Source organism: Filomicrobium sp. (assembly GCF_025698805.1).
Classification (GTDB): Bacteria; Pseudomonadota; Alphaproteobacteria; order Rhizobiales; family Hyphomicrobiaceae; genus Filomicrobium; species Filomicrobium insigne.
Genome location: NZ_JAILWT010000002.1, coordinates 328,738 through 355,525 on the forward strand (window position 1 = coordinate 328,738; position 26,788 = coordinate 355,525).

Consider the following 26,788-nt stretch of genomic DNA (forward strand, 5'->3'; position numbering starts at 1 on the left):
GTTGGACCGCCGTCATCAGGTGCATCAAATTGGTTAGTCATTGCGCTCCGGAACCTCGCCCACAGCTTCCGTCTGAGCTCTGCGCCATGCTGCCAGTCGCGCGCCAAGAGCCTCATCACCAAGCGCCAGGATCTGTGCCGCCAATAAGGCAGCATTCGCCGAACCCGCCTCGCCAATTGCCAGTGTACCGACCGGTACCCCCGCCGGCATCTGAACAATTGAATAAAGGCTGTCCAAGCCAGCAAGCGCCTTGGAACATACTGGCACGCCAAGCACCGGAAGCGTCGTCAACGCCGCGACCATACCCGGTAAGTGCGCAGCCCCACCAGCACCCGCAATAATAACTTTGAGACCACGGGACTGGGCGTTGCGCGCATAGTCGTACAGGCGGTCCGGCGTCCGGTGAGCCGAAACGATCCGAACCTCATGGGGAATCTGAAGCTCATCAAGCAGCGCCGAGGCACGTTTCATGGTTTCCCAGTCTGACTGGCTTCCCATGATAATACCGACCTGTGCCTGTCGGCCTGCCTGGTTTTGCGCGCTCATCGTCCCATTAGCAGCACGTACGGAGAGTAATTTAAGCTCCCACCGCCCGCTGCTCCCAGCGTTCAGGAAAACGCGGGTTCTAGACGTTGGGGCCGGTCAACGCAAGCATCTGTTCGGCCTCATACAAGGTTATAGTTTTGCTGCAACGCAGCGAGCTTCAATCTATCTCCGATGCCAACGTGCAGAGAACGAAAAGCCGAAACGACCTTCTTAAATTTTGCGCTTTCTCCAATGGCCCATTCCTAACTTTAGAAAGCCACAATACAGAACTGTAAAAGGCTGTCTTCACACGGAAAAATTGGTGGCCCGCCCACTTTCTCGGCGGCTTTTGAGCGCGCGAACCTGACGCAAAAAGCGCACCGCAAACTCTCATTTCTCCTTCAAATTCCGCGCAACCTCCCCTATATTACACTTGGTTGACAATGCTCGTTGCGAGCATAAGACACAAAAAGCACTTCGCGCGTCGTGAGCTACATTGAAAATACTCAATGTGAGCACATCGAATCGACGATGATGAAGGAGGAGCAGTGATCATGGCAAACCTTAACGCCCCGGACCTTGGGCTGGTCCGCACCACAAATGAGCGTTTTTCGGAAGTTCCGCGGCCTGAATTCCAATTCACGCCGGAACTCGCCGCGGAAATGGCACCGCTCTACGAAAAGGTAAAGCATGTCGTCACCCCGATGGAGTGGCCGCACTACGCGCCGCTGATCAAGGCCATCAACGTGATGAAGAAAGAGCGCAACGCCGTCGTTCTCGCTCACAATTACATGACGCCGGAAATCTTCCACTGCGTGGGAGACTTCCGCGGCGATAGCCTTCAGCTCGCGCGCGAAGCTGCAAACGTCGACGCCGATGTCATCGTCCAAGCTGGCGTGCACTTCATGGCTGAGACGTCCAAGCTGATGAACCCGAACAAGACGGTTTTGATCCCGGATCTCGAAGCCGGCTGCTCGCTTGCATCATCCATCACCGCAGAGGATGTACGGGCGCTGCGCGAAGCCTATCCCGGCGTCCCCATCGTCACATACGTGAACACGTCAGCAGCCGTAAAAGCCGAGTGCGATATCTGCTGCACCTCATCCAACGCTGTGAAGGTCGTCGAAAGCCTCAACGCACCGCGCGTACTTCTCATTCCCGACGAATATCTCGCAAAGTACGTTGCGACTCAGACTGACGTCGAAATCATCGCGTGGAAAGGCCGCTGCGAAGTCCATGAACGCTTCACAGCGAACGAACTGGAGGCTCTGCGTGGCGATGATCCCGGAGTAAAGATCATCGCGCATCCCGAATGCCCGCCCGACGTCATCAACACGGCGGACTTCACCGGATCAACGGCGGCCATGATCAATTGGGTGAAGGACCACCAGCCTAATAAGGTAATCCTGGTTACAGAGTGCTCGATGTCGTCCAACGTCGCAGCCGAAGCACCGAACGTTGAATTTGTCCGGCCATGTAATCTGTGTCCGCACATGAAACGCATCAGCCTTGAAAAGATTCTCGATAGCCTCGTTTACATGCAGAATGAGGTTACCGTTGATCCTGAGATTGCCGAACGTGCACGTCGTGCCGTTGAGCGCATGGTCAATTTAACAAACTGATCCATCTCAGCCGATTTCGACGCGGCAATCATCGTCGACGTCTGATAGCCAGGGGGACAATTCCCGGAAAGGCTTCACACCGAAATGACCCAATCATCTCGACATGCCGGTGCGGTTGCTGGCTTCAAAGATCCTTCTTGCGAACTCAGCGGCCGGATTGTCATCGTTGGAGCCGGTCTTGCCGGTCTGTTCACCGCACTGCGACTGGCGCCGCGCCCGGTCGTCCTGATCGCAGCCGCACCACTTGGCCAAGGCGCGTCCAGTACCTGGGCCCAGGGTGGTATTGCCGCCGCCGTAGGCGAAGGCGATACGCCCGAAGCCCATGCAGCCGACACCGTTTTGGCCGGTAGTGGCCTCGTAGATAAAGAAGTCGCGCGTATCATCACTGAGGCCGCACCACAGCGCATCCGCGAGCTTCTCAGTTACGGCGTACCCTTCGACCGCGACCTGGCCGGACACTTCGTTCTTTCGCGCGAAGCCGCACACTCGGCAAAGCGCGTCGTCCGGGTGAGTGGTGACCGTACGGGCGCAGCCATCATGCAAGCGCTCATTGCTTCGGCACGCGCAACGCCATCGATAGAAATTCTTGAAAACTACGAAGCCAAAGATCTCGAAATTCGTGACGGCCGCGTAACCGGTGTCCGCTTGCTGCGGAACGATGGTCCCGACCATGCGGATTATGAAGTGATATCCGGCACCGCCGTCGTCATCGCCACCGGCGGCGTCGGAAAGCTTTATGCCATCACCACCAACCCGGCATATTCGCGCGGAGAAGCGCTCGCATTTGCTGCCCGTGCTGGGGCCGTCATTGCCGATCCCGAATTCGTGCAGTTTCACCCCACTGCCATCGACGTGCCGGGAGATCCCGCTCCTCTCGCGACGGAGGCCTTGCGGGGGGAGGGAGCAACTCTCGTCAACCGTGCCGGTGAACGCTTTCTCAAAGCCCTTCATCCCGACGCGGAGCTCGCCCCTCGAGATCTCGTCGCGCGTGCAGTCTTCTCCGAAATCGCGGCGGGACGTGGCGCTTATCTGGATTGCCGCAAGACAATAGGCCTGCGCTTCCCCGACGCCTTCCCCGGCGTATATCAAAAATGTCGGGAAGCAGGTCTCGATCCAGTCAACGATCTGATCCCAATCGCACCGGCCGCACACTATCATATGGGCGGTATCGCAACCGACATGAATGGACGCACGACCGTGGAGGGGCTCTGGGCCGTTGGTGAAGCCGCTTGCACCGGCTTGCACGGTGCCAATCGCCTTGCATCCAATTCGCTGCTTGAAGCTATCGTCGTGGGCGGAAACGTCGCCGAAGACATTGCTAAGATAACCACGCCTACAAAACTTCCCATCAAACTGACGTCCCTGATGCGCGAAGGTTCGAACGTGGAGCCCACGTTGCGCACGGCCCTGATCAAACGTCTACGGCGCACGATGTCCGGCGAGGTCGGGGTTGTCCGTGAACAGTCCGGCCTGCACCACGCCCTCCGGGTTCTCCGTGAAGTCGAAGACCAAGCCGGCGGCGATATCACGTTGGCCAATATTGTACTGACGTCTCGTCTGATCACGACCGCCGCGCTTAATCGCGAGGAAAGCCGCGGCGCACACATGCGCAGCGATTTCCCGGACACATCCCCTATGGCTCGACATTCACTGTTGCGCTTAACGGACCTGGATAAGACGGCAACCATTACCGACATCAGCCGTCAGCCGGACGGAGCCACGTTGACAAACGGTCGGCTCCACCAAAGTTGCCAAATGAGCGGTTGACGGCCCCATGACGACACCAGGGCCGTTGCCCCATCAAACGATTGCACAAGCCGTCGACGCTGCCCTGGCTGAAGATCTCGGGCTGCTTGGCGATATCACATCCATCGCAACGATCGCGCCATCTGCGCAGGCTGCCGCCTGGATCGCCACGCGCCAGCCAGGAGTCATTTCCGGCATCAGCCTAGCCGAATACGCTTTTCGCGCATTGGACCCTGAAATCGATTTTCGGATCGAAGCAGACGACGGCGACAGCGTCTTTCCCGGAACGCCGATAGCTCAAGTGTCAGGAAATGCCCGCGCTATATTAGGCGCAGAACGCGTTGCCCTGAACTACCTGGGCCGGCTCAGCGGCATTGCCACCCTCACGCGCGATTACGTCGATGCCATCGAAGGGACTTCCGCCACCATCGTGGACACACGCAAGACGACGCCAGGCCTGCGTGCGCTGGAGAAATTTGCAGTGCGGTGCGGCGGGGGCCAAAACCATCGCTTTGGTCTATTCGATGCAATTCTGATCAAGGACAATCACATCGTGGCCGCTGGCGGTCTGTCAGCGGCTATCGAACGGGCTCGCACCACCGCTGGTCACATGGTCAAAATCGAAGTGGAAGTAGACACCCTTCAACAGTTGCGCGAAGCGATAACACATCGCATTGATGCCGTTCTCCTCGACAACATGCCCCCTGCAATTTTACGTGAAGCCGTCGCGATTGCTCGCGGACGCGTGCTACTGGAAGCCTCGGGTGGCGTTAATCTAACGACGGTGCGCGCGATCGCGGAAACCGGTGTAGATCTGATCTCCGTCGGGGCTTTGACACACTCGGCCCCGGTACTCGATCTAGGCCTAGATATGGGTTATTCCGACGCGTAAGCTACGCTTCCAACGCTTGCTTTTTTGCCATGTTCGCCGTCCATTTGAGAGGCGTGTACCGGCTTCAGGCTGTGATCAATTAAGCGGACCAGACATGAATCATGGATGATATTCTTTATTGGATTGTCGGATGGGCGATAATCGCCATTACCGCTTCCGCAGCGGCGGGCATCCTCTCAGCAGTCAAAAATCGGGACTACTCATTCTGGATGGCGTGGTCGTTCCTGCTACCACCTCTAGTTCTGGTTCTGCTATTCCTGCCCCGCTTCAAAGGGGAGCGGCCTCGTCGCCCCACCCTCGACGAACAGGAGAAGCACTGGTAGCTGCTTCTCCCTGCAATCTGGAGCTTAGCCGACGCCTTTCTCGCGAAGCGCAGCCTGCGCGGCCGCTAAGCGTGCAACCGGCAACCGGTAAGGCGAGCAGGAAACATAATCGAGCCCCGCTTCATGGAAGAAACGGATTGAGGCCTCATCCCCCGCGTGCTCCCCGCAAATACCGATCTTCAAATCGGGCTTCACACGTCGACCACGTTCGGTCCCAATCTGGACCAACTCACCAACTCCAGACACATCGATGGAAACAAACGGATCCATCTCAAGGATACCCGCCGACGTATAAGTTTGCAGGATCGGCCCGCCGTCATCGCGTGATAATCCGAGGCAGGTTTGTGTGAGGTCGTTAGTACCAAACGAGAAGAACGCTGCGCCTTCTTCTCCGGCGGCGATCTCGTCAGCCTTCAACGCGCATCGCGGCAGCTCCACCATCGTGCCGATCTCATAATCAAGCGAGACGCCATGCTCCGCTTCGACTTCCCGCGCGATCCCTCGGATCACATCCGCAAGGATATCGAACTCCCGACGGTATATGACGAGCGGGATCATGATCTCAGGCTTGACGGGAGCACCCGTTTTTTTACCCGCCGCGATAGCCGCTTCGAAAACGGCTCGCGCCTGCATCTCGGTGATTTCCGGGTAACGGATCGCTATACGGCACCCGCGAAAACCCAACATCGGATTGAACTCCGAAAGTTCACGCACACGCGCACGAAGCTTCTCAACGCTGATGTCGAGAGCCTCCGCAACTGAGGTCAACTCACTGCCCTCATGCGGCAAGAACTCGTGCAAGGGAGGATCGAGCAGACGGATCGTGATAGGCAGACCAGCCATCGTCTCGAACAGTTGCTCGAAATCGCCGCGTTGCATCGGCAGAATGCGATCCAACGCCGCCCGGCGCCCCTCTTCGTCTTCAGCGCAGATCATTTCCCGCATCGCCAAAATGCGGTCGGCCTCGAAAAACATATGCTCTGTACGGCAAAGCCCGATGCCATCCGCACCGAAGATGCGCGATTGCTCAGCATCTCGCGGCGTATCAGCATTGGCGCGAACCCCGAGCCGGCGAAACTCGTCTGCCCATGACATGAGCGTTCCAAAGTTCCCGGACATTTCCGGCTGGCGCATCTTCACACGCCCGTGCAACACTTGCCCCGTGCTGCCATCAATCGTGATGACATCACCCTCTTTCAGAAGGGTGCTGCCAATCTTCAATGTGCGGGCGCGCGCATCGATCTGCAGCGCACTCGCGCCCGATACGCACGGCCGACCCATCCCGCGCGCCACGACCGCGGCATGGCTGGTCATGCCGCCCCGTGCCGTCAGGATGCCTGCAGCAGCGTGCATGCCGTGGATGTCTTCCGGACTCGTCTCAACCCGCACGAGAATAACATCGATCCCCTTCGCCTTGGCCGCCTCGGCGTCCTCAGCGTGAAAGACGATCTCACCGACTGCCGCACCGGGGGATGCCGGCAAACCGTTGGTCAGGACATTTTTCTCAGAGTCCGGATCGATTGTCGGATGCAGAAGCTGATCAAGATCCGCTGCATTCACCCGCATCACGGCCTCTTCCCGGCTGATGAGCCCTTCTTCGGCCATCTCCACCGCGATACGGAGGGCAGCTTCCAGCGTGCGCTTACCCGATCGCGTCTGCAGCATCCAAAGTTTGCCGTCCTGAATCGTGAACTCGATATCCTGCATATCCCGGTAACGGGTCTCGAGCTTATCGAAGACAGCAACGAGCTCGGCAAACATCCCAGGCGTCAGAGCCTCTAACGACGGCTGGCTACTGCCCGCCTCTATGCGTGCAGCTTCCGTCAAATGCTGTGGCGTCCGGATTCCGGCAACAACATCTTCGCCCTGGGCGTTGACAAGAAACTCACCAAATATCTCCTTCACCCCCGTGGACGGATTGCGTGTGAAAGCCACACCTGTTGCGCTGGTCTCGCCCATGTTGCCGAACACCATGGCCTGCACGTTGACGGCCGTTCCCCAATCATCGGGGATGCCGTGAAGGAAACGATAGGTTTTGGCACGCGCATTCTGCCAGGAGCCGAATACCGCGCTGATTGCACCCCAAAGCTGCTCCCCCGTATCCTGCGGGAAAGGACGGTCGATAGCATCGGCGATAGCCGCCTTGTAGGATTCAATAATCTCCAGCCAATCATCCGCCGTCAGCTCGGTGTCGAGCTGCATGCTATTGAGGTTCTTGAACGTTTCCAGAATGTCCTCGAACACCCCGTGATCGACCCCGAGCACGATATCGGCATACATTTGAATGAACCGGCGATAGCTGTCGTACGCAAATCGCCGGTCGCCGGAGCGCCGCACGAGCCCTTCCACGGTCTCGTCATTGAGCCCGAGGTTCAAAATAGTGTCCATCATACCAGGCATTGAGGCCCGGGCGCCCGAGCGCACAGACACGAGCAGCGGGTTATCCGTATCGCCGAATTTCGCCCCAACGATACGCCCGATCGTTTCCAACGCCTCGTCGACTTGCGGAGTAAGGCTTTCCGGCAATTTCCGCCCCGCCTCGTAGTAAGCGGTGCAAACGTCCGTCGAAATCGTAAAGCCGGGCGGCACCGGCAAACCGAGGTTTGCCATTTCCGCGAGGTTGGCGCCCTTCCCTCCGAGAAGCGTTTTCATTCCTGCATCGCCATCCGTGCGATCAGCACCAAACAAATAGACCCAGCGAGGCGCAGAAGTGGGCGCAGTGTTCATGGTCTTGCTCCAAGCAACATCGAGAGGAAGGCGGGCGGCAGACACACGACGAAAATCCGGTCTGTCTCGGATGGGAGACTGCCTAGCAGCGCACGGCGTTTGATTGAAGTCTGTAATTTGTCATTTGCTCTGCGACCACATGTCGGGGCTCGTCAAATGGTCGATGTTATTCGTGTAATACTCCTTGAGGGTTCGGCTGATAATCTCACTTTCGTCTGGCCGTTTAGGACACGACAGCTTTCGGCCTCTTTGCGAATAGGCCTCCGTCAGCAATTGCGCTAAACTCACGGCAAATCCCACCCCTTCTCCCCTTACATCAACCCTGGGACTGTTTAGCCGATGACCTCCGCCTTGCCAGAAGTCCTCAAACGCATCGATGCGACGCATGATGAACAACTCAAACGCCTGTTCGAGTTGCTCTCAATTCCAAGCGTTTCAACCGATCCGGCCTATGCGGCACAATGCCAAACCGCCGCCGAATGGTGTGCAAAGACGCTCGCAGACTCTGGCTTTGACGCAGATGTAAAAAAGACAACCGGTCATCCAATGGTCGTCGCCCACGACCGTCCCAAGCGTGACAAATCCAAACCCCACCTTCTCTTCTACGGCCACTACGATGTTCAACCGCCCGATCCGCTTGAGCTCTGGAAGTCGCCACCCTTCGAGCCACGCATTGCCACGGAAAAAGGAAACGGCAAGGTCATCGTCGCCCGCGGTGCTGAAGACAACAAAGGTCAGCTGATGACCTTCTTTGAAGCCGCGCGCGCCTGGAAAGAGGTGAATGGCGAACTGCCCGTTGCCGTCTCAGTCCTCATCGAAGGGGAAGAGGAATGCGGCTCACCCTCGCTACCAGGCTTCCTGAAAAAGCATGGCCGCGAAATTAAATCCGACCTCGTCCTGGTTTGCGATACCGGGCAGTGGGACCGCGACACTCCTGCAATAACCACAATGCTGCGGGGTCTGGCCGGAACGGAAATCATAGTCCGCGGCCCCGCCCGCGATCTCCACTCGGGCCTCTATGGTGGCATAGCCGCGAACCCCATCCGTGTTCTTACCGGCATCTGCGGCGCCATGCACGACGCAAACGGCCGCGTAAAGATCGCTGGCTTCTACGACGGCATCAAAAAGCCCTCGGCACGTCAGCTCAAACAGTGGGCCGCGATAGATTTCGACGCGGGCGACGTCCTGCGATCGATCGGCCTCGACACGCCCGCTGGCGAGAAACGGCACTCACCGCTGGAGCAGCTCTGGTCCCGCCCAACGTTGGAATTCAACGGCATCAAGGGTGGCTATCAGGGAGCAGGATTCAAAACCATCATTCCGGCCGAAGCGTCCGTAAAAATAACGTGCCGGCTCGTTCCGGGCCAGGACCCGGAAGCAGTCATCGAAGCTCTGCATGCATTCGTACGCGAACGTCTTCCCTCTGACTGCAGCGTAGAATTTGTCGGAAGTCATGGCAGCAGCGCGATTGCATTCAATACTGACACGCCGGCCATCAAAGCCGCAGCCACCGCTCTCGAAGACGAGTGGGGCAAACCGGCGGTACTCATGGGCTGCGGCGCATCTATTCCAATCGTCACCGCCTTTAAGGACGCTCTCGGGATGGACAGTTTGTTGGTTGGCTTTGGTCTCGAAGACGACCGAATCCACTCGCCGAATGAGAAGTACAATCTCCGCAGCTTCAAGAAGGGTACACGGAGTTGGGCGCGCATCCTTGACCGGCTGGCGGAAGCCGCCTGAGCGCTCACTGAGGGAGGGACAATACAACGATGACGCAACGCCGTTCCCTAACGTTCACGCTGCTTAGCGCCGTGATCCTAGCCACGTGCTTGTCCGCGACAGCAGAGGCGCAGCGCCAAACCTATGAGAGTAATCGGACGAGGCAGGATCGCCCCGGTGACTTCGATTACTACGCGCTCGTCCTATCTTGGAGCCCGACATACTGCGCGGACCGCACCGGCGATCGGTACGAACGTCAATGCGATATCCGTGCAGCCCGGCCGTACGCATTCGTGTTGCATGGCCTTTGGCCCCAACATAATCGCGGCTATCCCGAACGTTGTTGGACGAGGGATAAGCCCTGGGTCCCCAAACCCGTCATCGATCAGATGCTGGACATCATGCCGAGTCCCGCGCTGGTCATACACGAATACAAGAAGCACGGAACCTGCTCGGGCTTAGATGCGCGCGGGTACTACGACCTCTCGCGTCGCATGTTCGAGTCGATCAAAATCCCGGCGCGCTACATCCAGCCGATGGAAGCGCAGCTTGTTTCCCCAGATGACCTTATTGACGAGTTCGTCGCAGCGAACCCAGGAATGAAGCACGACATGTTGGCCATCTCCTGCCGAGGGGCTGGAAATCGCCTACGTGAGGTCCGCATCTGCTTCTCGAAATCAGGCTCCTTGCGACCGTGCGGCGCAAACGAGAACCAGCATCGGATGTGCCGGGCTCAACGCATGTATGTCCCGCCTGTCCGTGCGACGGCGGCGGCCTCCACAAACAACAAAAAATCTATGCGCGAGCAAGATTCGCCTTTGCCTGGCCCACGCTGACACGGACACCAAATTTGCGGCCCAGCGAGCCACGAATTCGCTTGCAAAATCAGCCAGTCACAATTGGCGAATCGAAAAGGTGGCGCACCTGTGGATAGCCGGTGCGTTCTCCATCAGTGAGGCGTTAACGTCCTAGTTCAACGCCTCACTTTTTCGCGATGCTTCCCCAGTGATTCCACTTGAACCACTAACGGGACGTATCAATGCAAGATCCGCGCAAAGCCAACGCCACGCCTCGCGATCCGGCGACTCCTCCGCCGCTTCCGCCGCGTTCTGAACCTCGCGTTGAGCCACGCCCAGAACCTCGTGTTGAACCGCGCGTTGAACCTCGTTCGGAGCCACGCATCGAATTGCGCATTGAACCCGTGGCAGACGATGCTGCAGGTGATCACAAAGTCCCGACGTACCTCGCGCTTCCAAAACGGCAGGCCGTCTATTTCGGCGTCGCTGGCTTCGTAGCAGGTATCGTCTTCTGGCATGCCGTCGGATTCTGGACTGTTGTACAAAACACCGTCTACCAGGGAACCGATGATCGCTTGTCGAACGTTGCCGATGCTCAGCCAACAAACAAAAGCTCAGGAACATTCGCCGACGCGATAGACCGTGCCATCTCGCAGGCCACTCCGCCGAGTGAAGCGACTCCCATCACAACCGGGGCAATCTCGCTAGAAAAGAACGCCGAACGACTGGGTGGAAACGAGGGCCAGGCAACGGCTCCAGGGCAAACGAACTGTGCCAGCTTCACACGAGACCGCGCTACAGGCGAAATCTTGAGCCGTCCCTGCACCGAAGCCGAACGTTCACTGCCGCACAATCCCGAAGGCACACGCGAGAATTTTGCCGTGGAACAGGCACGCGCGCCGGCTGGAACAGGAAGCCGCTGGTCGACGTACACAGCCCCAAAGAACTAATAAAGAAAAGCGAAACGAAAACCTCATCGGCGTAGACCTTGTCTCTTCGCCGATTTTTGTTTATGCCGCCGCGCGTTTGCCCGAGCGCTCTGCGCACCACGCTATCGGCACACGCACCACGTAGCCATGGCCTGGTGCATTTTGCATGCGTTCAAGCTGCATCGGATCGAGGCTCCAACCTCGCGCGATCTGCAAGACATGGTCCTCTGTCGGATAGAGCACCATCTCTCCGCCCGCATCACCACTCCTTTCTCGTACGCCTCTGAGTTCAAAGAGGCGTAAGCCCAAGGAACGCTCTTCCGGGGTGACACGTCCCTTGTTCCAGACCACGCCTTCGTCGCTCACAGCAAAGCCACGTACCAACTTGCCTTGTCGCACCCGCCCCCAGGCAAAGAAATCGAGCAACGGATAGGTGAAGAAGTACTGCACATCGTCAAACGACTGACCCAATCGCAACATCAACGGCGTCAGCTTATCGACAAAGGCGGGCCCGACCGGATGCGGGAGCGTGAGACCGATGACGAATGTCCATCCCTCAACCGGAGGACTGAGGAATAAATGGGTGGCACCAAGGCGATCATCGTAGACCGTACCGATGCCAGCGTTCCAATTCGCCTTCTCACCGTCGCTGAAACCAAGAAGTTCAGCAACGCGCTCAACGTCAGTAGAGTGGATAGCAAGCCACGCCATCTTGTAGCCGAAGGGCTTCGGGGCATCAGGGTCGTTCTCAAAAACGATCACCTGTGGCAGCATTTTCGGCGCAACCCACACTGCCGCGATTGTTATTGTCGCGACAATGAAGCCTGCAATCACGAATGCGACGACCATTCCCACCCTCGCGTGGCTGCGCTCGGCTAGTTAATGCGCCCATCTCGCAAACGGCAATACATGCGAAAGCGAGAACTGGGGATGAGTCGACCACGTGAGAGCGCGTCGATGACGGGAGAGATAGCTGATTCGTCTGGCGAAGCACGCTGTGTGATGGAGACCAGCTCCAAGCCACGCCCGGCAGCGGGGTTAGAGAGCCGACAGCAGATACAGAGCTGGCCTCCGTCGAGTGGGCGCCAAGAGAGAGGGCGATAGACGCAGACCACCCGATCACCAAACCGGAACGCGCGATACGTCGCTTCTTAATACATCGCACCTAACGGTCTGCAGTCTGATATTTACGGCGAATATAAGCCCGTAGTTTGACAGATTGACAACACCCCCGGAAACTCCATGAAGCCATGACACCCTTGATCTGAGCCGGTGCATAACTCGGCCGGGTTATCTGGCGGGCAAGACTTACGGCGATGCCGTCTAGGCCCACCACAAATCAGGCTTTAGATAAACGAACGCCCGGCTCTCGGGGAAGAACCGGGCGTCGCGTTCTAACAGGAGACGTATCTTAGATTATGGCAGGGCCACCGTTGCCTTGAAGACAAACCGGTCATCGCCAAGATCACCAAACTGGTCGGTGTCCGTACCCCAGTAGCGGAAGTCGAGAGTCAGCTGTTCAACAGCGAGCGAGAGACCAGCGTTCCAATACGTGTAGTCGGAGTTCGCTACGTCCTCGTTCTCTTTATAACCAAGCGTACCGCTGATGGATGGATCGAAGATCCAGACCTTTGGCAGCGCGTAACCGAGGGTACCCTCGACAGCGTGGCCAGGGCCGATCTCAAACGTGTCGTCTGGCGTATAGTAATAGGTTACGCCAGCACTCAACTTCGGCAGGATTTCGCCGCTGACGCCAGCCTTGAATTCCCAATAGTCGACGTCAACGTTAGCGGTCTGACCAGCATAACCATAGTAAATGACACCAAAATCGAAGGTTGCCGGACCAAGGACCGGCTTAATGCCGAAGTACAGGTCGACTTCTGCATCTGAAGATGTGAAGGCCTGATCAACCTTTGCAGCCCAAACACCGGCGTAGAAGATTCCGTAGGACGCATCCGCACCAGCGAACCACGAAGGATCTTCACCGCTCTGCGAAACGCCGCGGAAAACATAGTCGGACATCAAGCCGCCATTGACGGACCATTCAAATTTCCGGCCCTCGCTTGCGACAGGAGCATCCTTAATGCTTCCGTCGCGCTCATAGCGCTCAAAACCACCTGCAACAGCCGTTGTGGCACCGATCCCGAGTACCAACGCCGCCACGGCTGCCCTGCGAACAAATTTCGAAGTCGTCGTCATGATATGGTTACACCCCCCGGGTTCACTGCGGCCCGATCCTCCATTGAATCTGCCGCGACCATGATGGATAGGAAGCGCAAATCAGCTGGAGGAAACAAGTCCTAAGTCGATCCGGACACAACGCTTGAGTGGAAACTGTGCTGATGGAGCAACACGCACAGTTAACTGAACAACAATTGCGCATAACTCGACTGCGAGCAGTGCAATTTTGAAATGAAGCAAGTCTGTTTATTGGGCAGTGTGCACATCAAATAGACGAGAATTCATTTTTGATTCGGGCTCAAGAAGAGGCACCGCAGCCACAGCTTTTCGCTCCCTCGCCAAGACCGCAAGATCTACCCACAGAGTCCCAACACATTCTTCATTGCGACGCGTCACAAAGCACCGAACTTCTTCGCCCTCACCATCCGTAGATGCTTCACACGTCGCACTTGGCAAATATGATCCTCCGCACGACAACGGCGGCTTAACCGAGCCTATCCCGCCAAAGGAACGACAGTTCATCATGAGCACCACCGCGACCGGCACACCGGATACTGTACTAATTACCGGCGCAGCACGCCGGATCGGACGCGCCCTCGCGCTTGATCTTGCACGTCATGGCTGGCGTGTGGCTATCCATTGCCGCCATTCTCGCGGCGAGGCTGAGGAGCTGGCCCACGAGATCACAACTCTCGGGAGCTCAGCTGCGGTTCTGGATTGCGACCTTGCCGACAGCGACGCCGTTGCCAAGTTGATACCGCGCTGCGCGGATGCCCTCGCTCAGCCGGTATGCTTGATCAATAACGCGTCGGCATTCCTTCCGGACTCGGTTGCAGAGATGACCGAAGAAATATGGAACACACATCTTGATATAAATCTTAGGACGCCAGTATTTCTTGCGCGTGCCCTCTATGTTGATCTTCCCTCCGATAAACAGGGCAATGTCATCAACATTATTGATCAACGTGTTTGGCGCCTGACTCCCGAGTTCTTCTCATATACGATTTCCAAATCCGGGCTCTGGACGGCAACACGTACTCTTGCTCAAGCCATGGCGCCGCGCGTCCGCGTCAATGCGATCGGACCGGGGCCGGTCCTCAAAAGCATACATCAAACAGATGCTGACTTCGCGGCTGAAGCAGAGAGCACATTGCTCGGCCGCGGACCAACCCCGGAAGAAGTGGCTGCGGCCGCCCGCTTCATCCTGGCCGCACCGGCGCTAACAGGCCAAATGATCGCGCTAGACGGCGGCCAGCATCTGACATGGGCGAATGAGCCTCGCTCAGGCGTAACTCAGCCCAACAAAGGGTAGTTGCCGCGCTTTTGTAATAGATCAGCCCTCTGATCGCCTTATTTCTTCCCTGCACTACCCAAATTGATGCCGGATTATTGATCGATACAATCCAAAGACCGGACGTTGAGGGGCGGAAAGCAGGCCAGTCGTCAACCAGCCCTTAACGTTAACGGAATAGATAGTTTTGTCATGGGCGTGTAAGCCGCCAACGCCCTTCGCAAGAAGAAGCCAGAACGCCCGAAGGTGTTTGATATGCTAACCCGTCTCGCAATCCCGGCCCTCATTGCCATGTCTGTCCTATACGGCACGGCGCCAGCATCTGCTGCCCGTTTGCCGGGGATTAAAGTGGCACCCAACAACGTGGTGCCAGCCTGCGCGACACCAGGGCGCCTCATGGCATTCCTGCGATCACGCAATACCCGCATGAACCCGCGCTATGACAAAATCGCCGTCTCCTACATGCGTCATGGCGAACAACTCGGGATACGGTGGGATATTGCGTTCTTTCAGATGCTCGTTGAAACGGCGAACCTTGCTTACACAGGCGACGTGGACGCATCACAGAATAATTTCGCCGGACTTGGCGCAACCGGTGGCGGCGTAAAAGGCGAACGTTTCCGGGACGTCGACAGCGGCGTGCGCGCGCATCTCGAACATGTACTCATGTACACTGGCGAAACGATCCAAAATCCCGTCGCGGAGCGCACTCGGAAGGTTCAGGAATGGAATGTCCTGACATCCTGGCAGCGCAGCATTCGCGGCCCCATGACGTTCTCTCACCTGACCACCAAGTGGGCGCCGAGCGATCGCGGCTATTCCGACGACATCAAATCAATTGCCGACCTGTTCTATCAGGGAGAGTGCAATAGACCGGATCCCGAACCTCAGCTCGTCGCCCTTGCGCGTGGTGGCAAGATGACCACGGCCGCAGCCAAAACACCGCCTGCCACTCAGAAGCCCGCGACGGCCAGCAGCGCCGACTTAGTAGCATCTGTTATCAACCGTAACCGCGCTCAAGCTGCTGACCCCTCAGGACTGGGCGCACCTCCCGCTGGCGGATCATCAAACAAGCCCGCACCAGCAGCAACTCTAAGTCCCGACGCACCCGCAGCGGACGCGAAATCTGTAACAGTGCTCAATTCTCCGGGCGCGAAAGAGAACGCCCCGACCAAGACCGCAATGGTCGCGAACGAAGCAAAGAAAGCAGCGCCCGCAAAGTCCGAGCCAGACAAATGCCGCGTATGGACTGCGAGCTACGGTGGTGCGAAGGCCATCATCATCAAGGCCGTCAATAACGACGTCGTCAACTACACGGTTCTGGACGTCAATGCCGGCAAAGAGAAACGCGAAGCCGAGGCTTACATCGCGGCCTACGCCAAGGGAGGCGAAACCCTCGAAGAGTTCTCCAGCGCTTCCGCCGCTCTCGATAAGGCCTTCCAACTTTGCCCTGAAGGCTAAAGGATAGACCGGCAGGGTCTTTCCCTACCCCGAGTACCGTGATCGCCAGGGTCACCGGCAGCGTGTTGACATTGCGCCTTCGCATGTCACTTTCATAGTCAAACTGAGCCGCGAAGCAGGGCAATCACACCCCGCGCAGGCTCTTTAGATCTTTCTGACACGTCGGTGCGTAACAAGTTCCTGATGCACGGGGCCCTGCAAGGGAGACCCGCAATTCTGGTTCTAGGAAACTGAGCGAATGGACTACAGCGGCTATACAGTCGGACGCATTCCCAAGCTCACGCGGATCAAATCTCCGCGCGACATTGACGGCATTGAATTCGTCGATGGTGTCGCCGAGGTCGAAGTGCCTATCGAATTGCTCGATCAGATGCCCATTAAGAACTATGAACGCCTCGACAGCCCACGCCTTAACGCGGTTCTTCAAGCCATTCGCCGTGAGGGCTACAGCAGCCTCGATCCCATCATCTGCCGGGTCGGAGCCCTCGGAAACTGGGTGGTCATCGACGGCGGTCACCGCATCACAGCAGCCAAACGGATACATAAAGAATTCTTTACGAACCTGTGGGGCTCAAAGATCGGCGATCTGACGTTCATTCTCTTCAAGACACCCCTTAGCTACTCCAAGCTGACGCAAGCGCGTGGACGTCGAGCAGGCGCCGCGAAAGAGGCGAGCGAACCCCAGACGGAAAAGTAGCAGCTCGCGCTTTTGCGCCTGAATTATTGCGCCGGTTTGGACATATAATTGACCGCGGCAGTTGAGAGTGCGCCGCCAAGCACGCAAGGGATTCCGAACTGGAGTTGGCCAAGTACGCTTGCCGCGACACAGCCCAACGCCAAGGCGGTTGTTCCAGCTTGGCCCCACGTCCCCCAATCCCGGTTCCACTTGGGGCCCTTCGTCTTAATCTCATCAATTTGCTTCAAAGCGGCTTCGCGCAGACTGCTCAATTCATAAAGCTCTGCTGCCTCGATCACTTCCTGAAGTTGCCGGCGCACAGCTTCGTCTTCATGGTCCATCTGGGATTTGGCCAGATCGAGCAAGTTCTTATCGCGTGCCGCATTGCTGGCGAACGTCCACTTGGCCATCGCGCCGATGGTCAGCTTTTCAACGTCATTCTTCTCTTCCGCCCATTTAAGAACCGACACAATGCGGATCACAGGGTCCCACTCTCCCGTGGCGAAGTAAAAACCCCATAAAACATCAATCACATAGGGATCATCTAGCTCAAGCTTGTCGAGAGTCTTGCCACCTCCATAGAGGTACTTCTTGATGAGCACCTTCCGAGCCGGCATACGCTCTATGAACTGGACGAGAAAGGCTTGCCAGTCCGGTAAGCCCGAATAGGCGATGGCCTTAACCAGAACGACCTGTTCCACCGGCGGCATGGGGAACATCTCGGCGATCAGGTCGGTCGCCTTTACCCGGTTGCTGCCGATAACGCCTGCAATAAACCCCGTATAGATTCCCGCCTTTTCCGGATCGCGTAAAAGCCCGTGCCGGACCATCGCATGGACCGCGGCTGGAACCTTCGATGGCTGCTTGTTCTCGCGATAGTCATTGATGAATTTGAGAACGCCTTCAGACGTCGCAAAGGGATCGGACGCGAGCGAACGTTGCGTGCCGCGCATGCCCTCGCTCGACACAGGTCCAGCAGCAGCTGACAATCCGGCAAGCCCCGCAAATAGCAATAGGACCGCTCTGCGCACCCACGATTGCCGTATACCCCTTACGGGTCGCAGCAATCGGCGCGACACTGGATTCTGTTTTTCTGACGGCCTGATCGCAGATAAACGCACTGCGCGAACCGCGTTGAGAACCTGCAACAAAAGCCCCCGGCGATTATGGACAGCAGGACTTGCCGATATCGGCAAGGCCTTTCACTGCACATGCACCAATGGCGGTTTTGTGGCTCTTTGCCGCGAGATCACGTTAGCGGCCTTTGAAATTGGCCGGACGTTTACCGAGAAACGCCTCCAAACCCTCGCGGAAGTCCTCGGACATATAGCAGCTCACGATGAGATCATCGTCCTGAACCTGGGAGGCCGTCCGTAACCTCCGCAAACCTTCTTTGGTTGCACGAAGCGTCAAGGGGGCGTGACTTGCGACAACATTCGCTAGCGCAGCCGCGCGCGACATCAGGCTCGCGTGATCATCCAATAGCTCAGAAACGAGCCCGGACGCCAAAGCCTCATCAGCCTCAATCAAACGCGAAGTAAAAATAATCTCTTTGGTCCGGGCTACCCCGATGAGATCTGAGAGGCGCGCAAGATTGGCCACGGAAAGGCAGTTGCCGAGCGTCCGCGAAATCGGAAAGCCGAACCGGATATCCCGCGAGGCAATGCGCAGATCGCAACAGGCAGCAATAGCGGCACCGCCCCCGGTGCAAGCCCCGGCAATAGCCGCAACCGTTGGAACCGGGCAGCGCTCGATCGACCCCAACACGACATCCATCGTCCGTTCGTAATCGAGCGCATGCTGCGGCGTCGTAAAATCGCGAAACTTGGAAATATCGGTTCCAGCTGCAAACGCCTTTTCCCCCGCGCCGGTCACAACCAGCGCCCGGACGTCGCCGCCTGGGACAATCCCTTCGAAAATGGCTTGGAGCTGAGCATACATCGTGAAAGTCATGGCGTTGCGCGCCTGCGGCCGCGACAGCGTCACCCAACCAATGCCATCACGAACCTCCAACGTAACTTGGCCGTCATTGTTATTGGAATTGTCGCTCATATCCGTGCCATCTCCGCGTTTCTGTTAGGCCGACGCATCCCTCCCAATCGCAGGTATCTCGCGGATCGGCAAGACTTGCACCCACCGGCATCATCAGACTTCTGGCTTACTGGCCCAGGTCCGAAGTTCACCGGAGTTTAAGGCGAGCCTAATAGGCGAACTTCAGAATCAAAAAGGGACACAAGAGACTTAGTGTTGCTGATGTAATTCAAATAATGAAATTTGCTCGCCACCCGGCAGAGAATACCGACGAATTTATCGATCATCACACGCGCTTGACGCCGGCGTCGCGACAGCCAATGTTGCCTGCATGCCCAATCAGAACGCATCCCAGGGCGGAGGCGGAGCGGCCGGCAGCAAGCCGACGCACCGCTCCGGCCCGGAAGTCATCGCTGAATATCTTAAAACGCTCCCCGCGGCACCTGGCGTCTACCGCATGCTGGACCGACACGGGGAGGTTATTTATGTCGGCAAGGCGCGTTCTCTAAAGTCACGCGTTTCCAATTATACGCGTCTCGGCGGCCACACGAATCGCATCGCGCGCATGATCGCCGCCACAGCCGCGATGGAATTCGTCACGGTACGCACGGAAGCAGAAGCTCTGCTCCTGGAAGCCAACCTGATTAAACGCTTCCGGCCCCGCTTCAACGTGCTTATGCGCGATGACAAATCATTTCCGTTCATCCTGCTCGCCCGCGACCACCGAGCTCCTCAAATTCTCAAACATCGCGGAGCGCGAAATCGTAAGGGCGACTACTTTGGCCCCTTCGCTTCCGCTGGCGCGGTCAACCGCACCATCAACATGCTCCAACGCGCGTTCCTGCTGCGCTCATGTAGCGACAGCGTCTACGAGAGTCGCACACGGCCATGCCTGCTCTGGCAGATCAAACGCTGCTCCGCGCCGTGCACCGGAGAAATCAGCCTCGAAGACTACGAAAAGCTGGTTGATGAGGCGGTGCGCTTCTTGCGCGGTGAAAGCCAAACCGTCCGTCAGATGTATCAGGCGTTGATGCAGGAAGCATCCGACAAGCTCGAGTTTGAGCGCGCAGCGACCTACCGCAACAGACTATGGGCTTTGGCACACGTAACTGCTGATCAGTCCATCAACGCTGCCGGGATCGAAGAAGCCGACATTTTCGCCGCGCATCAGGAGGGAGGACAGACCTGCATTCAGGTCTTCTTCTTCCGTGCTGGTCAGAACTGGGGAAACCGCGCTTACTATCCCAAAGCAGACCGATCGCTCGAGGCCGATGAGGTGCTAGGTGCCTTCATCGCTCAGTTTTACGATGACAAGCCGATCCCCCGCATGATTCTGGTTTCGCACGATCTGCCCGAACGCGACCTGCTCACAGAAGCCCTCTCGACCAAGGCCGAACGGAAAATCGAGATCCTGACGCCGAAGCGCGGCCCCAAGGTCGAACTCGTGGCCCACGCCCAGGCGAACGCGAAGGAAGCTCTCGGCCGCAAAGTCGCCGAAACGGCATCCCAGCGCGAGTTGCTGAAGGGACTAGCCGAACGTTTTGATCTCGATTCCATGCCGACCAGAATTGAAGTTTTTGACAACTCCCACATCGCCGGCACCAACGCCGTCGGCGCCATGATCGTCGCGGGACCTGAGGGATTCTCGAAATCCCAGTACCGGAAGTTCAACATCAAGTCGGACACGCTCACACCTGGTGACGACTACGCCATGATGCGCGAGGTGCTGACCCGACGCTTCAAAAGGCTCGTTGACCCGGCTGGGACAACCGCTGAAGCCGAGAAAACCACAGAGCTAACAAAAGATTACATCGTCGAAGAGCCCGGTACACGCATACGCGCGCCCGATCCCATGCCGCTTGCAGAACGCGGTTCCAACTCTCTGGCATTCGCCGCCTTGCGCGCGCAAAACGGAGAGCCAGAGCACGCCGAAGAACCTCAAGCCACGTTAGAGGAGAATGACGAACGGACCGCCGCCGAAAAAAAGATACCCGACCTCGTTCTCATCGACGGCGGGGCAGGCCAGCTCGCCGTCGCCCGCGAAGTCTTGGCGGAATTGGGCCTCCACGACATAGCACTGCTCGGCGTGGCCAAAGGTCCAGACCGCGATGCCGGCCGCGAGCACTTCCATAAGCCTGCGGGAGGCCCACCGGTCATGCTCGAACCGCGGGACCCTGTACTTTACTTCGTTCAGCGACTGCGTGACGAGGCCCACCGCTTCGCCATCGGCACCCACCGCGCCAAACGCGCGAAGGCCTTCAGCGCCAACCCGCTCGATGAAATCGACGGCATCGGACCAACGCGGCGACGCGCCCTGCTAACGCACTTCGGATCGGCCAAAGCTGTCAGCCGCGCGGGTGTCGAAGACCTCAAAGAGGTTCAAGGCATCTCAGCCGAGATGGCCCAAAAGATCTATGACTTCTTTCACGAGCGCCGCAGCTGACCGACCTTCTTGGTAGGGTCTTTGCGCTCTGCTAGCGGCTAAGGCGCATATAGCCGGACGCCCCGCCACCATCCAGCGACGCACTCAGCCGGCTGCCGCGCAAGGTAATGAAGATGGAACCCGAATAGTTGTATTCGGCATTGTGGAAGCTACCGGAATACTTGTTCGATCCGACCCGCCGGATAACGGCCGTCTGCACAGCACGCCCTGACGGCGTCGCACACACGGCATGCATATTATAGCTCTCACTGGAATAGCGGTTGAAACGTACGCGGCACCGGACCTGTTGGGAGTCCCCCGAGGGCAGCATGACCGTCCCCACACCGTTCCAGGATCCACCAAGATCAGACTTGCGGCTTTGCGCTGGCGCCGCCGCGGTAATTGCAAATAACGCAACCACGGCGTAGATCGCGGCAACATACAATGAATGAATTCGGGACATGAAAGAGCTCATAGCCAAACCTCGCTTGCAACTGCTCAGGTTCTAAAGCCGTTTCGCCACCTCCCCGTTCCAAATTATGCACCACTATCTCAGACGCACCTACAGATATTCAGGCCGCTCAGAACGACCTCCCAGCTGGAGAGAACTGACGAAGAGAGCGCCTCACCATTGACGTCGCCTTCAGGTGATGCTCTTTCCAGCTTCATGCTTCACTCTGCGTCGCGCGCCACTGTGCTGAACATTCCCAACTGTCTGACTTTCGCCCGCATCCTTGCGGTGCCTGCGCTGGTGCTGGCCCTCTACTATCTTGATCCAGTTACAGCTCATTGGACGGCATTCGCAATTTTCGTGCTGGCCTCAATTACGGACTGGCTGGATGGATATCTGGCCCGCATCTGGAGCCAACAATCGCTCATCGGCGCAATGTTCGATCCGATCGCGGATAAGTTGCTGGTGGGCGCCACCCTCATGATGCTCATCGCGGATGGCACGCTTTCCGGAACGGCCGTATTCGCCGCCGTGATCATCTTGTGCCGTGAAATACTTGTTTCCGGGCTTCGCGAGTTTCTCGCCGGTCTTCAGGTAAGGGTACTCGTAACGCAATTAGCCAAGCTTAAGACGGTCCTGCAGATGGTGGCATTGGCCTTGTTGCTTGCCGGTCCGGCCATGGGCGGCCCGACGTCGCTCACCATGCAGGCGGGGCTCGTCTTGCTATGGCTGGCGGCTATACTTACCCTCTGGACAGGCAGTGATTACCTAAGTGCCGCAATCCGGCATGCAACGAGTGAACGAAATGACTGAAAATTCAAAACCCATCAAACTCATGTATTTCGCCTGGGTGCGCGAAAAGGTGGGCCGCGCCGAAGAACACATCGAACCACCCGAAGATATCGCAACGGTCGGCGACCTCATGGGCTGGCTCAAGGGCCGCGGTCCCGAGTATGCCGCCGCTTTCGAACGCGCCGATGTAATCCGCGCCGCAATCGACCACACGCACGCCCGCTCCGACGCGCCCATCGCCAGTGCCCGCGAAATCGCGTTTTTTCCGCCCGTGACAGGGGGCTGACCTAATGGCCGTCCGCGTCCAGACTGACGATTTCGACGTCGGTGCCGAAATGAAGGTGTTGACCAAAGGGCGCACCGACATCGGCGCCGTCGTGACATTCACGGGTACAGTGCGCGGAAACACACCCGATACCCCGATTTCGTCGATGACGTTGGAACATTACCCCGGCATGACGGAAACCGAACTCGAGCGTGTTGAAGCGGAAGCGGCAGCCCGTTGGCCACTAGCTGCCAGTCTTATCATTCACCGCTACGGCACGTTGAAGCCGGGCGACAACATCGTACTCGTCATTACCGCGTCCGCCCACCGGCAGGCAGCCTTCCAGGCCGCCGAATTCCTGATGGACTACCTGAAGTCCCGCGCACCTTTCTGGAAAAAAGAGACCGATGATGAGGGGCGCGGTGAATGGGTTGATGCGCGCGAATCCGATGACAAGGCTGCAGCTCGCTGGCAGACACCCAGCAAAGTAATTACCTAACATTAACTAAAAACAAGAACGAGATCAGCGGCTTAAGGAGTCAGCGAATCCGTTTGGCTTTGGCACAGCCATTAACGTTAAGCCTTCGTTAACCCGCATACGTTAAGACAAGTAAAAACCCGATGAAGACCCGGAAATAGCCATCTTCAGCGGGAATATTACCGGTCTCGATTCCAAATGAACCGTATCGCGTTAGACGGGGGTCCAGCCGAAATGGGTTTACGGTTTGAGCGCTCCATTGCGTGTGCGCTCGTTCTTGGTGTAGCTTCAATATTCTTAAGCGCGGCGGCTTCAGCGGCGCCACAAGCCGCGCCTGCAAACCAGGCTGCGCCTGCGCAATCCGCTCCACACCCCGACCAAAAACGCACGCGCTTCATCATCGCGCTGGAACGCCGCAGCACCTATCAGGTGTTCTCGCTGGCCAATCCTAATCGCGTGGTCGTGGAGCTGCCCGCCGTCGGCCTTCGCCTACCACCGCTTCCGAAAAACGGTCCGGTAGGTCTGGTAAGCGGCTTTCGGGGAGGCCGCTCCGGCCCCAAGAAGTCAAAGGTTATCATCCGCGTCACAGAGCCGGTCTTCGTCGAAACGGCGAAGCTGGAGATGAAAGACGGCAAGGAGCCCCAGCTCGTTCTCGATATCGTCTCGCTCGCCTCGGCGCCCGTCACACCAGTGCACACCGCGAGCGCAGCTCCGGCTCCAAAACCCGAACCCGATTTTGATAAACCATTCGGATTGGGCGCCTCCGACCTCTTGCCGCGCCCGCCGCAACCTGCACAGCGACCGGATGCCATCGAAAAGCGCACCGCAAAGCAGCTCATCGTCATAGATCCGGGACACGGTGGACATGACTCCGGCGCCCAGAAAAACGGTGTCGTTGAGAAAGATGTGGTCCTCGCGTTCAGCCATACCCTACGCAAGAAGCTCGAAGAATCGGGCCGCTACCGCGTACTGATGACTCGCGAAACCGATGAGTTTATCCCGCTCGGAGACCGCACAGCCTTTGCCGAACAGCACAATGCGAGCCTCTTTATCGCGGTTCACGCGGATTACGCGCGTTCATCGGCGCGCGGGGCAACGATCTACTCGCTTCGTCCGTCTGTCGCCGAGCGGCTGAAATCGAGCGCACGTGCGCGAGCCTCCGACATCGACATCCCCGAAAGCAAATTCGCAGCAATCGACGCGCGGGATTCTGACATCGTCAAACGCATGCTTGCCGACCGTGCAACCGCCGCCGTCGAGGTCACGCACCACCGTACAGACCTCTTCTCGCGCTCCGTCGTCGAATATATGGGGGACTCGACCAACCTGCGCAGCAACCCTCACAAGACAGCTGCCTTCAAGGTTCTGAAATCTGCGCTTGTACCTTCAGTTCTGATCGAGCTGGCCTACGTCACCAACAAGAGTGACGCAAAGCTGCTCATGTCTGAAAGCTGGCGCCGGAAGGTATCTGACTCCATCGCTGAGGCCGTCGACAACTACTTCGCCTTGAGCATCGCAAAGATCCCGATGTAACGCGCAGTCGATTTACAGACATACCGAACAAACAAAAGGGCTGATCGTCCATCGATCAGCCCTTTGAATTTATCTGGCCGGCCTACCCTCGCACTGGCTTACCGGCAAGGCTCAGTTAGGCGGGACTTGGAGGGTAATGCGGTTTGAGACGCCAGAGGAGCAACAACCAGTCGAATTCGAGATGACGCGGGTGGATCTGGAAAACTCGTGAAACAAATCTCAGCGGAACCAGACGTGGATGAAGGCGCGTCAGCATGGGCCACTCCATCTTCGTGAAGGTGCCGCGACCGAGGCCCAACCAAGGGCGACCAAACGGCAGCATCGCAGCGCACGCTCCACCCCGCTCAGCCGGGGACGGCTGGCATGGAGACGACTACAATGTCTGAAATTCGGCTGTCGAGGCGATCCAGGATGCGATTGTGAGAAGGCAGTGCCTGTAAGGCTGCCGAACGCTCCCTCGGGTGGGGTCATCCGTACCCACCACGCGCTCGGCAAGTGCCAGCCGGACTTGTGCCGGCCTGTTAACGGCAACAACAAGGGCAATTGCCCCCCTTTTGTCCTTAACGCGCACTCTCGCAGGCGCCACCACACAGCGGTGGCAAGGACTAACTCCTCACGAGTCAACAACTTAAATGATTCGCCCCGTATTTTCATGGGCATTGTGCGGCGCACGCTGATCAACACCGCAGGCGCGTAAAGGCCGCAGCCCTTTTTTATAGGGCCGCGGCAGGCATTTAAGCCTCTTCGCGCTCAGCCTCTAGGGCTGCTTTCTGAACCGCCTTCTGAACCTTCTCGAAGGCACGCACCTCGATCTGTCGAATACGCTCGCGGCTCACGCCAAACTCACCAGACAGATCTTCAAGCGTCGAAGGATCTTCAGCCAATCTCCGGGCCTCGAAAATCCTCCGCTCCCGCTCATTGAGAGTCGAAAGCGCCTCGGACAGATAGCTGCGGCGCATGCCGAGCTCTTCCTGTTCCGCAAGCTGCTCTTCCTGATCCGGAGCATCATCAACGAGCCAATCCTGCCATTCACCCGAATCCGGTTCAGCACGGAGCGGAGCATTGAGCGAAGCATCACCACCCAGACGCCGATTCATCGAAATCACGTCTTCTTCGGTAACGCCGAGCTTCGTTGCGATCGCCTTCACCTGGTCAGGGCGCAGGTCCCCGTCCTCCAGAGCCTGCAACTGGCTCTTGGCCCGGCGCAGGTTGAAGAAGAGCTTCTTCTGCGCCGCTGTGGTGCCCATCTTCACAAGGCTCCACGAACGCAGGATGTACTCCTGGATCGAAGCACGGATCCACCACATCGCGTAGGTCGCGAGGCGGAACCCGCGATCCGGATCGAAACGCTTCACCGCTTGCATCAAGCCGACGTTGCCCTCGGAGATCACCTCACCGATCGGCAAACCGTAGCCGCGATAGCCCATCGCAATCCGGGCAACTAAGCGAAGGTGCGACGTGACGAGCTTGTGAGCCGCTTCGGAATCTTCATGTTCCTGCCACCGCTTGGCGAGCATGAACTCCTCGTCCGGCTCGAGCATCGGGAATTTGCGGATTTCTTCCATGTACCGGGACAGTCCAACCGATCCGCCGCTGACTGTCGGAAGAGTTTTACTGGCCATCGCGTAACCCCACTTTCCAATGCCCGCCGACCACCATTGTCGGCTCTAGCAAACGTTTCGAAGGCGCCCAGTCCGTTGCAAGGGCCGGGAATGTATTTAAGTGCTTATCCAAGCAACGCGCGCCCAGCAATGAACATTGCCGTGTTATTGACGTAACAAGCCGTCACAACTCCTTGAAGTGATACGCAGTTCTTCGCATTCGGTTCCCTCTCAAGAAGTGATCGGACCGATAAGCTAATCTGTAGCTGACGACATCTGCGAGAATTGCCATTTGCCGGTCGAGTAGCGGCCGGGAATGGCTATTC

23 protein-coding genes are annotated in these 26,788 nt (G+C 57.8%); 15 read left to right on the forward strand and 8 right to left on the reverse strand.

Annotation, left to right across the window (positions count from 1 at the left end; translation table 11 throughout):
- Positions 1 to 33: 33 nt before the first annotated feature.
- Positions 34 to 546 carry a 5-(carboxyamino)imidazole ribonucleotide mutase gene (gene purE / locus K5845_RS05270; RefSeq protein WP_046475315.1) on the reverse strand — a complete coding sequence of 171 codons (513 nt, stop codon included), beginning with the start codon at positions 544 to 546 and terminating at the stop codon, positions 34 to 36.
- A gap of 533 nt (positions 547 to 1,079) precedes the next feature.
- On the opposite strand from purE, the gene nadA reads away from it, so the two are divergent.
- The 4 genes from nadA to K5845_RS05290 all read left to right on the forward strand — a co-directional run bounded on the left by nadA (position 1,080) and on the right by K5845_RS05290 (position 5,108).
- Entirely contained in the window at positions 1,080 to 2,147 is a 1,068-nt protein-coding gene (gene nadA / locus K5845_RS05275) for a quinolinate synthase NadA (protein WP_090227817.1), read from the forward strand.
- 84 nt (positions 2,148 to 2,231) lie between these two features.
- A complete protein-coding gene (locus K5845_RS05280; protein WP_287958531.1) occupies positions 2,232 to 3,914 on the forward strand; it encodes an L-aspartate oxidase in 1,683 nt (560 codons plus the stop codon).
- A 7-nt stretch (positions 3,915 to 3,921) separates the two neighbouring features.
- Entirely contained in the window at positions 3,922 to 4,785 is an 864-nt protein-coding gene (nadC, locus tag K5845_RS05285) for a carboxylating nicotinate-nucleotide diphosphorylase (protein ID WP_287958532.1), read from the forward strand.
- A gap of 101 nt (positions 4,786 to 4,886) precedes the next feature.
- A complete protein-coding gene (locus K5845_RS05290; RefSeq protein ID WP_046475304.1) occupies positions 4,887 to 5,108 on the forward strand; it encodes a hypothetical protein in 222 nt (73 codons plus the stop codon).
- 24 nt (positions 5,109 to 5,132) lie between these two features.
- On the opposite strand, the gene ppdK is transcribed toward K5845_RS05290, so the two are convergent.
- Positions 5,133 to 7,835, reverse strand: coding sequence for a pyruvate, phosphate dikinase (ppdK, locus tag K5845_RS05295; protein WP_287958533.1), 2,703 nt, complete (start codon positions 7,833 to 7,835; stop codon positions 5,133 to 5,135).
- 339 nt (positions 7,836 to 8,174) lie between these two features.
- On the opposite strand from ppdK, the gene K5845_RS05300 reads away from it, so the two are divergent.
- From K5845_RS05300 to K5845_RS05310, 3 genes are all read left to right on the forward strand, one after another.
- Positions 8,175 to 9,575 (forward strand): dipeptidase, encoded by a 1,401-nt coding sequence (locus K5845_RS05300; RefSeq protein WP_287958534.1) that lies wholly within the window; start codon positions 8,175 to 8,177, stop codon positions 9,573 to 9,575.
- A 29-nt stretch (positions 9,576 to 9,604) separates the two neighbouring features.
- Positions 9,605 to 10,390: a ribonuclease T2 family protein gene (locus K5845_RS05305; RefSeq protein ID WP_052743579.1), complete on the forward strand. Its 786-nt coding sequence runs from the start codon at positions 9,605 to 9,607 to the stop codon at positions 10,388 to 10,390.
- Between the two features lie 203 nt (positions 10,391 to 10,593).
- Positions 10,594 to 11,301 (forward strand): hypothetical protein, encoded by a 708-nt coding sequence (locus K5845_RS05310; protein WP_287958535.1) that lies wholly within the window; start codon positions 10,594 to 10,596, stop codon positions 11,299 to 11,301.
- A 60-nt stretch (positions 11,302 to 11,361) separates the two neighbouring features.
- On the opposite strand, the gene K5845_RS05315 is transcribed toward K5845_RS05310, so the two are convergent.
- Together K5845_RS05315 and K5845_RS05320 are read right to left on the reverse strand one after the other, a co-directional pair.
- The gene (locus K5845_RS05315) at positions 11,362 to 12,129 is read right to left on the reverse strand and encodes a hypothetical protein (protein ID WP_046475296.1); all 768 of its coding nucleotides are present in this window, start codon (positions 12,127 to 12,129) and stop codon (positions 11,362 to 11,364) included.
- Positions 12,130 to 12,696: 567 nt separating this feature from the next.
- Entirely contained in the window at positions 12,697 to 13,479 is a 783-nt protein-coding gene (locus tag K5845_RS05320; RefSeq protein ID WP_287958536.1) for a TorF family putative porin, read from the reverse strand.
- A 505-nt stretch (positions 13,480 to 13,984) separates the two neighbouring features.
- Between K5845_RS05320 and K5845_RS05325 the strand changes: the two genes are divergently transcribed.
- The 3 genes from K5845_RS05325 (at position 13,985) to K5845_RS05335 (ending at position 16,910) form a co-directional block, all read left to right on the forward strand.
- Positions 13,985 to 14,773, forward strand: a complete 789-nt coding sequence (locus K5845_RS05325; RefSeq protein ID WP_046475293.1) for an SDR family oxidoreductase — start codon at positions 13,985 to 13,987, stop codon at positions 14,771 to 14,773.
- Between the two features lie 234 nt (positions 14,774 to 15,007).
- Positions 15,008 to 16,213 (forward strand): glucosaminidase domain-containing protein, encoded by a 1,206-nt coding sequence (locus K5845_RS05330; RefSeq protein WP_046475292.1) that lies wholly within the window; start codon positions 15,008 to 15,010, stop codon positions 16,211 to 16,213.
- 238 nt (positions 16,214 to 16,451) lie between these two features.
- Positions 16,452 to 16,910, forward strand: a complete 459-nt coding sequence (locus K5845_RS05335; RefSeq protein ID WP_046475290.1) for a ParB N-terminal domain-containing protein — start codon at positions 16,452 to 16,454, stop codon at positions 16,908 to 16,910.
- 23 nt (positions 16,911 to 16,933) lie between these two features.
- Here the strand turns inward: K5845_RS05335 and K5845_RS05340 are convergent, their stop codons facing one another.
- Positions 16,934 to 17,842 carry a hypothetical protein gene (locus K5845_RS05340; protein WP_046475285.1) on the reverse strand — a complete coding sequence of 303 codons (909 nt, stop codon included), beginning with the start codon at positions 17,840 to 17,842 and terminating at the stop codon, positions 16,934 to 16,936.
- A gap of 301 nt (positions 17,843 to 18,143) precedes the next feature.
- Entirely contained in the window at positions 18,144 to 18,941 is a 798-nt protein-coding gene (locus K5845_RS05345; protein WP_046475282.1) for an enoyl-CoA hydratase/isomerase family protein, read from the reverse strand.
- 310 nt (positions 18,942 to 19,251) lie between these two features.
- Between K5845_RS05345 and uvrC the strand changes: the two genes are divergently transcribed.
- Complete coding sequence (gene uvrC / locus K5845_RS05350; protein WP_287958537.1) at positions 19,252 to 21,363, forward strand: excinuclease ABC subunit UvrC; 2,112 nt, start codon at positions 19,252 to 19,254, stop codon at positions 21,361 to 21,363.
- Positions 21,364 to 21,394: 31 nt separating this feature from the next.
- Here the strand turns inward: uvrC and K5845_RS05355 are convergent, their stop codons facing one another.
- Complete coding sequence (locus tag K5845_RS05355) at positions 21,395 to 21,805, reverse strand: hypothetical protein (RefSeq protein WP_052743576.1); 411 nt, start codon at positions 21,803 to 21,805, stop codon at positions 21,395 to 21,397.
- A 168-nt stretch (positions 21,806 to 21,973) separates the two neighbouring features.
- Here K5845_RS05355 and pgsA point away from each other — a divergent pair, with 168 nt between their 5' ends.
- The 4 genes from pgsA to K5845_RS05375 all read left to right on the forward strand — a co-directional run bounded on the left by pgsA (position 21,974) and on the right by K5845_RS05375 (position 24,861).
- Positions 21,974 to 22,606 carry a CDP-diacylglycerol--glycerol-3-phosphate 3-phosphatidyltransferase gene (pgsA, locus tag K5845_RS05360; RefSeq protein WP_425284153.1) on the forward strand — a complete coding sequence of 211 codons (633 nt, stop codon included), beginning with the start codon at positions 21,974 to 21,976 and terminating at the stop codon, positions 22,604 to 22,606.
- 13 nt (positions 22,607 to 22,619) lie between these two features.
- Positions 22,620 to 22,871, forward strand: coding sequence for a molybdopterin converting factor subunit 1 (gene moaD, locus K5845_RS05365; protein ID WP_046479740.1), 252 nt, complete (start codon positions 22,620 to 22,622; stop codon positions 22,869 to 22,871).
- A 4-nt stretch (positions 22,872 to 22,875) separates the two neighbouring features.
- On the forward strand, positions 22,876 to 23,349 hold the full coding sequence (locus K5845_RS05370; RefSeq protein ID WP_287958538.1) for a molybdenum cofactor biosynthesis protein MoaE: 474 nt from the start codon (positions 22,876 to 22,878) through the stop codon (positions 23,347 to 23,349).
- Positions 23,350 to 23,562: 213 nt separating this feature from the next.
- Positions 23,563 to 24,861 carry an N-acetylmuramoyl-L-alanine amidase gene (locus tag K5845_RS05375; RefSeq protein ID WP_287958539.1) on the forward strand — a complete coding sequence of 433 codons (1,299 nt, stop codon included), beginning with the start codon at positions 23,563 to 23,565 and terminating at the stop codon, positions 24,859 to 24,861.
- Between the two features lie 734 nt (positions 24,862 to 25,595).
- On the opposite strand, the gene rpoH is transcribed toward K5845_RS05375, so the two are convergent.
- Positions 25,596 to 26,483, reverse strand: coding sequence for an RNA polymerase sigma factor RpoH (gene rpoH, locus K5845_RS05380; protein WP_090227849.1), 888 nt, complete (start codon positions 26,481 to 26,483; stop codon positions 25,596 to 25,598).
- Between the last annotated feature and the right edge of the window lie 305 nt (positions 26,484 to 26,788).

Coding starts and splice junctions, on each gene's coding strand:
- K5845_RS05290 (WP_046475304.1), top strand. CDS start 4,887: ATGGATGATATTCTTTATTGGATTGTCGGATGGGCGATAATCGCCATT.
- K5845_RS05320 (WP_287958536.1), bottom strand. CDS start 13,479: ATGACGACGACTTCGAAATTTGTTCGCAGGGCAGCCGTGGCGGCGTTG.
- K5845_RS05345 (WP_046475282.1), bottom strand. CDS start 18,941: ATGAGCGACAATTCCAATAACAATGACGGCCAAGTTACGTTGGAGGTT.
- K5845_RS05330 (WP_046475292.1), top strand. CDS start 15,008: ATGCTAACCCGTCTCGCAATCCCGGCCCTCATTGCCATGTCTGTCCTA.
- ppdK (WP_287958533.1), bottom strand. CDS start 7,835: ATGAACACTGCGCCCACTTCTGCGCCTCGCTGGGTCTATTTGTTTGGT.
- K5845_RS05305 (WP_052743579.1), top strand. CDS start 9,605: ATGACGCAACGCCGTTCCCTAACGTTCACGCTGCTTAGCGCCGTGATC.
- K5845_RS05375 (WP_287958539.1), top strand. CDS start 23,563: ATGGGTTTACGGTTTGAGCGCTCCATTGCGTGTGCGCTCGTTCTTGGT.
- nadA (WP_090227817.1), top strand. CDS start 1,080: ATGGCAAACCTTAACGCCCCGGACCTTGGGCTGGTCCGCACCACAAAT.
- K5845_RS05370 (WP_287958538.1), top strand. CDS start 22,876: ATGGCCGTCCGCGTCCAGACTGACGATTTCGACGTCGGTGCCGAAATG.
- rpoH (WP_090227849.1), bottom strand. CDS start 26,483: ATGGCCAGTAAAACTCTTCCGACAGTCAGCGGCGGATCGGTTGGACTG.
- K5845_RS05335 (WP_046475290.1), top strand. CDS start 16,452: ATGGACTACAGCGGCTATACAGTCGGACGCATTCCCAAGCTCACGCGG.
- K5845_RS05340 (WP_046475285.1), bottom strand. CDS start 17,842: ATGCGCGGCACGCAACGTTCGCTCGCGTCCGATCCCTTTGCGACGTCT.
- K5845_RS05355 (WP_052743576.1), bottom strand. CDS start 21,805: ATGTCCCGAATTCATTCATTGTATGTTGCCGCGATCTACGCCGTGGTT.
- K5845_RS05300 (WP_287958534.1), top strand. CDS start 8,175: ATGACCTCCGCCTTGCCAGAAGTCCTCAAACGCATCGATGCGACGCAT.
- K5845_RS05325 (WP_046475293.1), top strand. CDS start 13,985: ATGAGCACCACCGCGACCGGCACACCGGATACTGTACTAATTACCGGC.
- purE (WP_046475315.1), bottom strand. CDS start 546: ATGAGCGCGCAAAACCAGGCAGGCCGACAGGCACAGGTCGGTATTATC.
- K5845_RS05280 (WP_287958531.1), top strand. CDS start 2,232: ATGACCCAATCATCTCGACATGCCGGTGCGGTTGCTGGCTTCAAAGAT.
- uvrC (WP_287958537.1), top strand. CDS start 19,252: ATGCCCAATCAGAACGCATCCCAGGGCGGAGGCGGAGCGGCCGGCAGC.
- K5845_RS05315 (WP_046475296.1), bottom strand. CDS start 12,129: ATGGTCGTCGCATTCGTGATTGCAGGCTTCATTGTCGCGACAATAACA.
- nadC (WP_287958532.1), top strand. CDS start 3,922: ATGACGACACCAGGGCCGTTGCCCCATCAAACGATTGCACAAGCCGTC.
- K5845_RS05310 (WP_287958535.1), top strand. CDS start 10,594: ATGCAAGATCCGCGCAAAGCCAACGCCACGCCTCGCGATCCGGCGACT.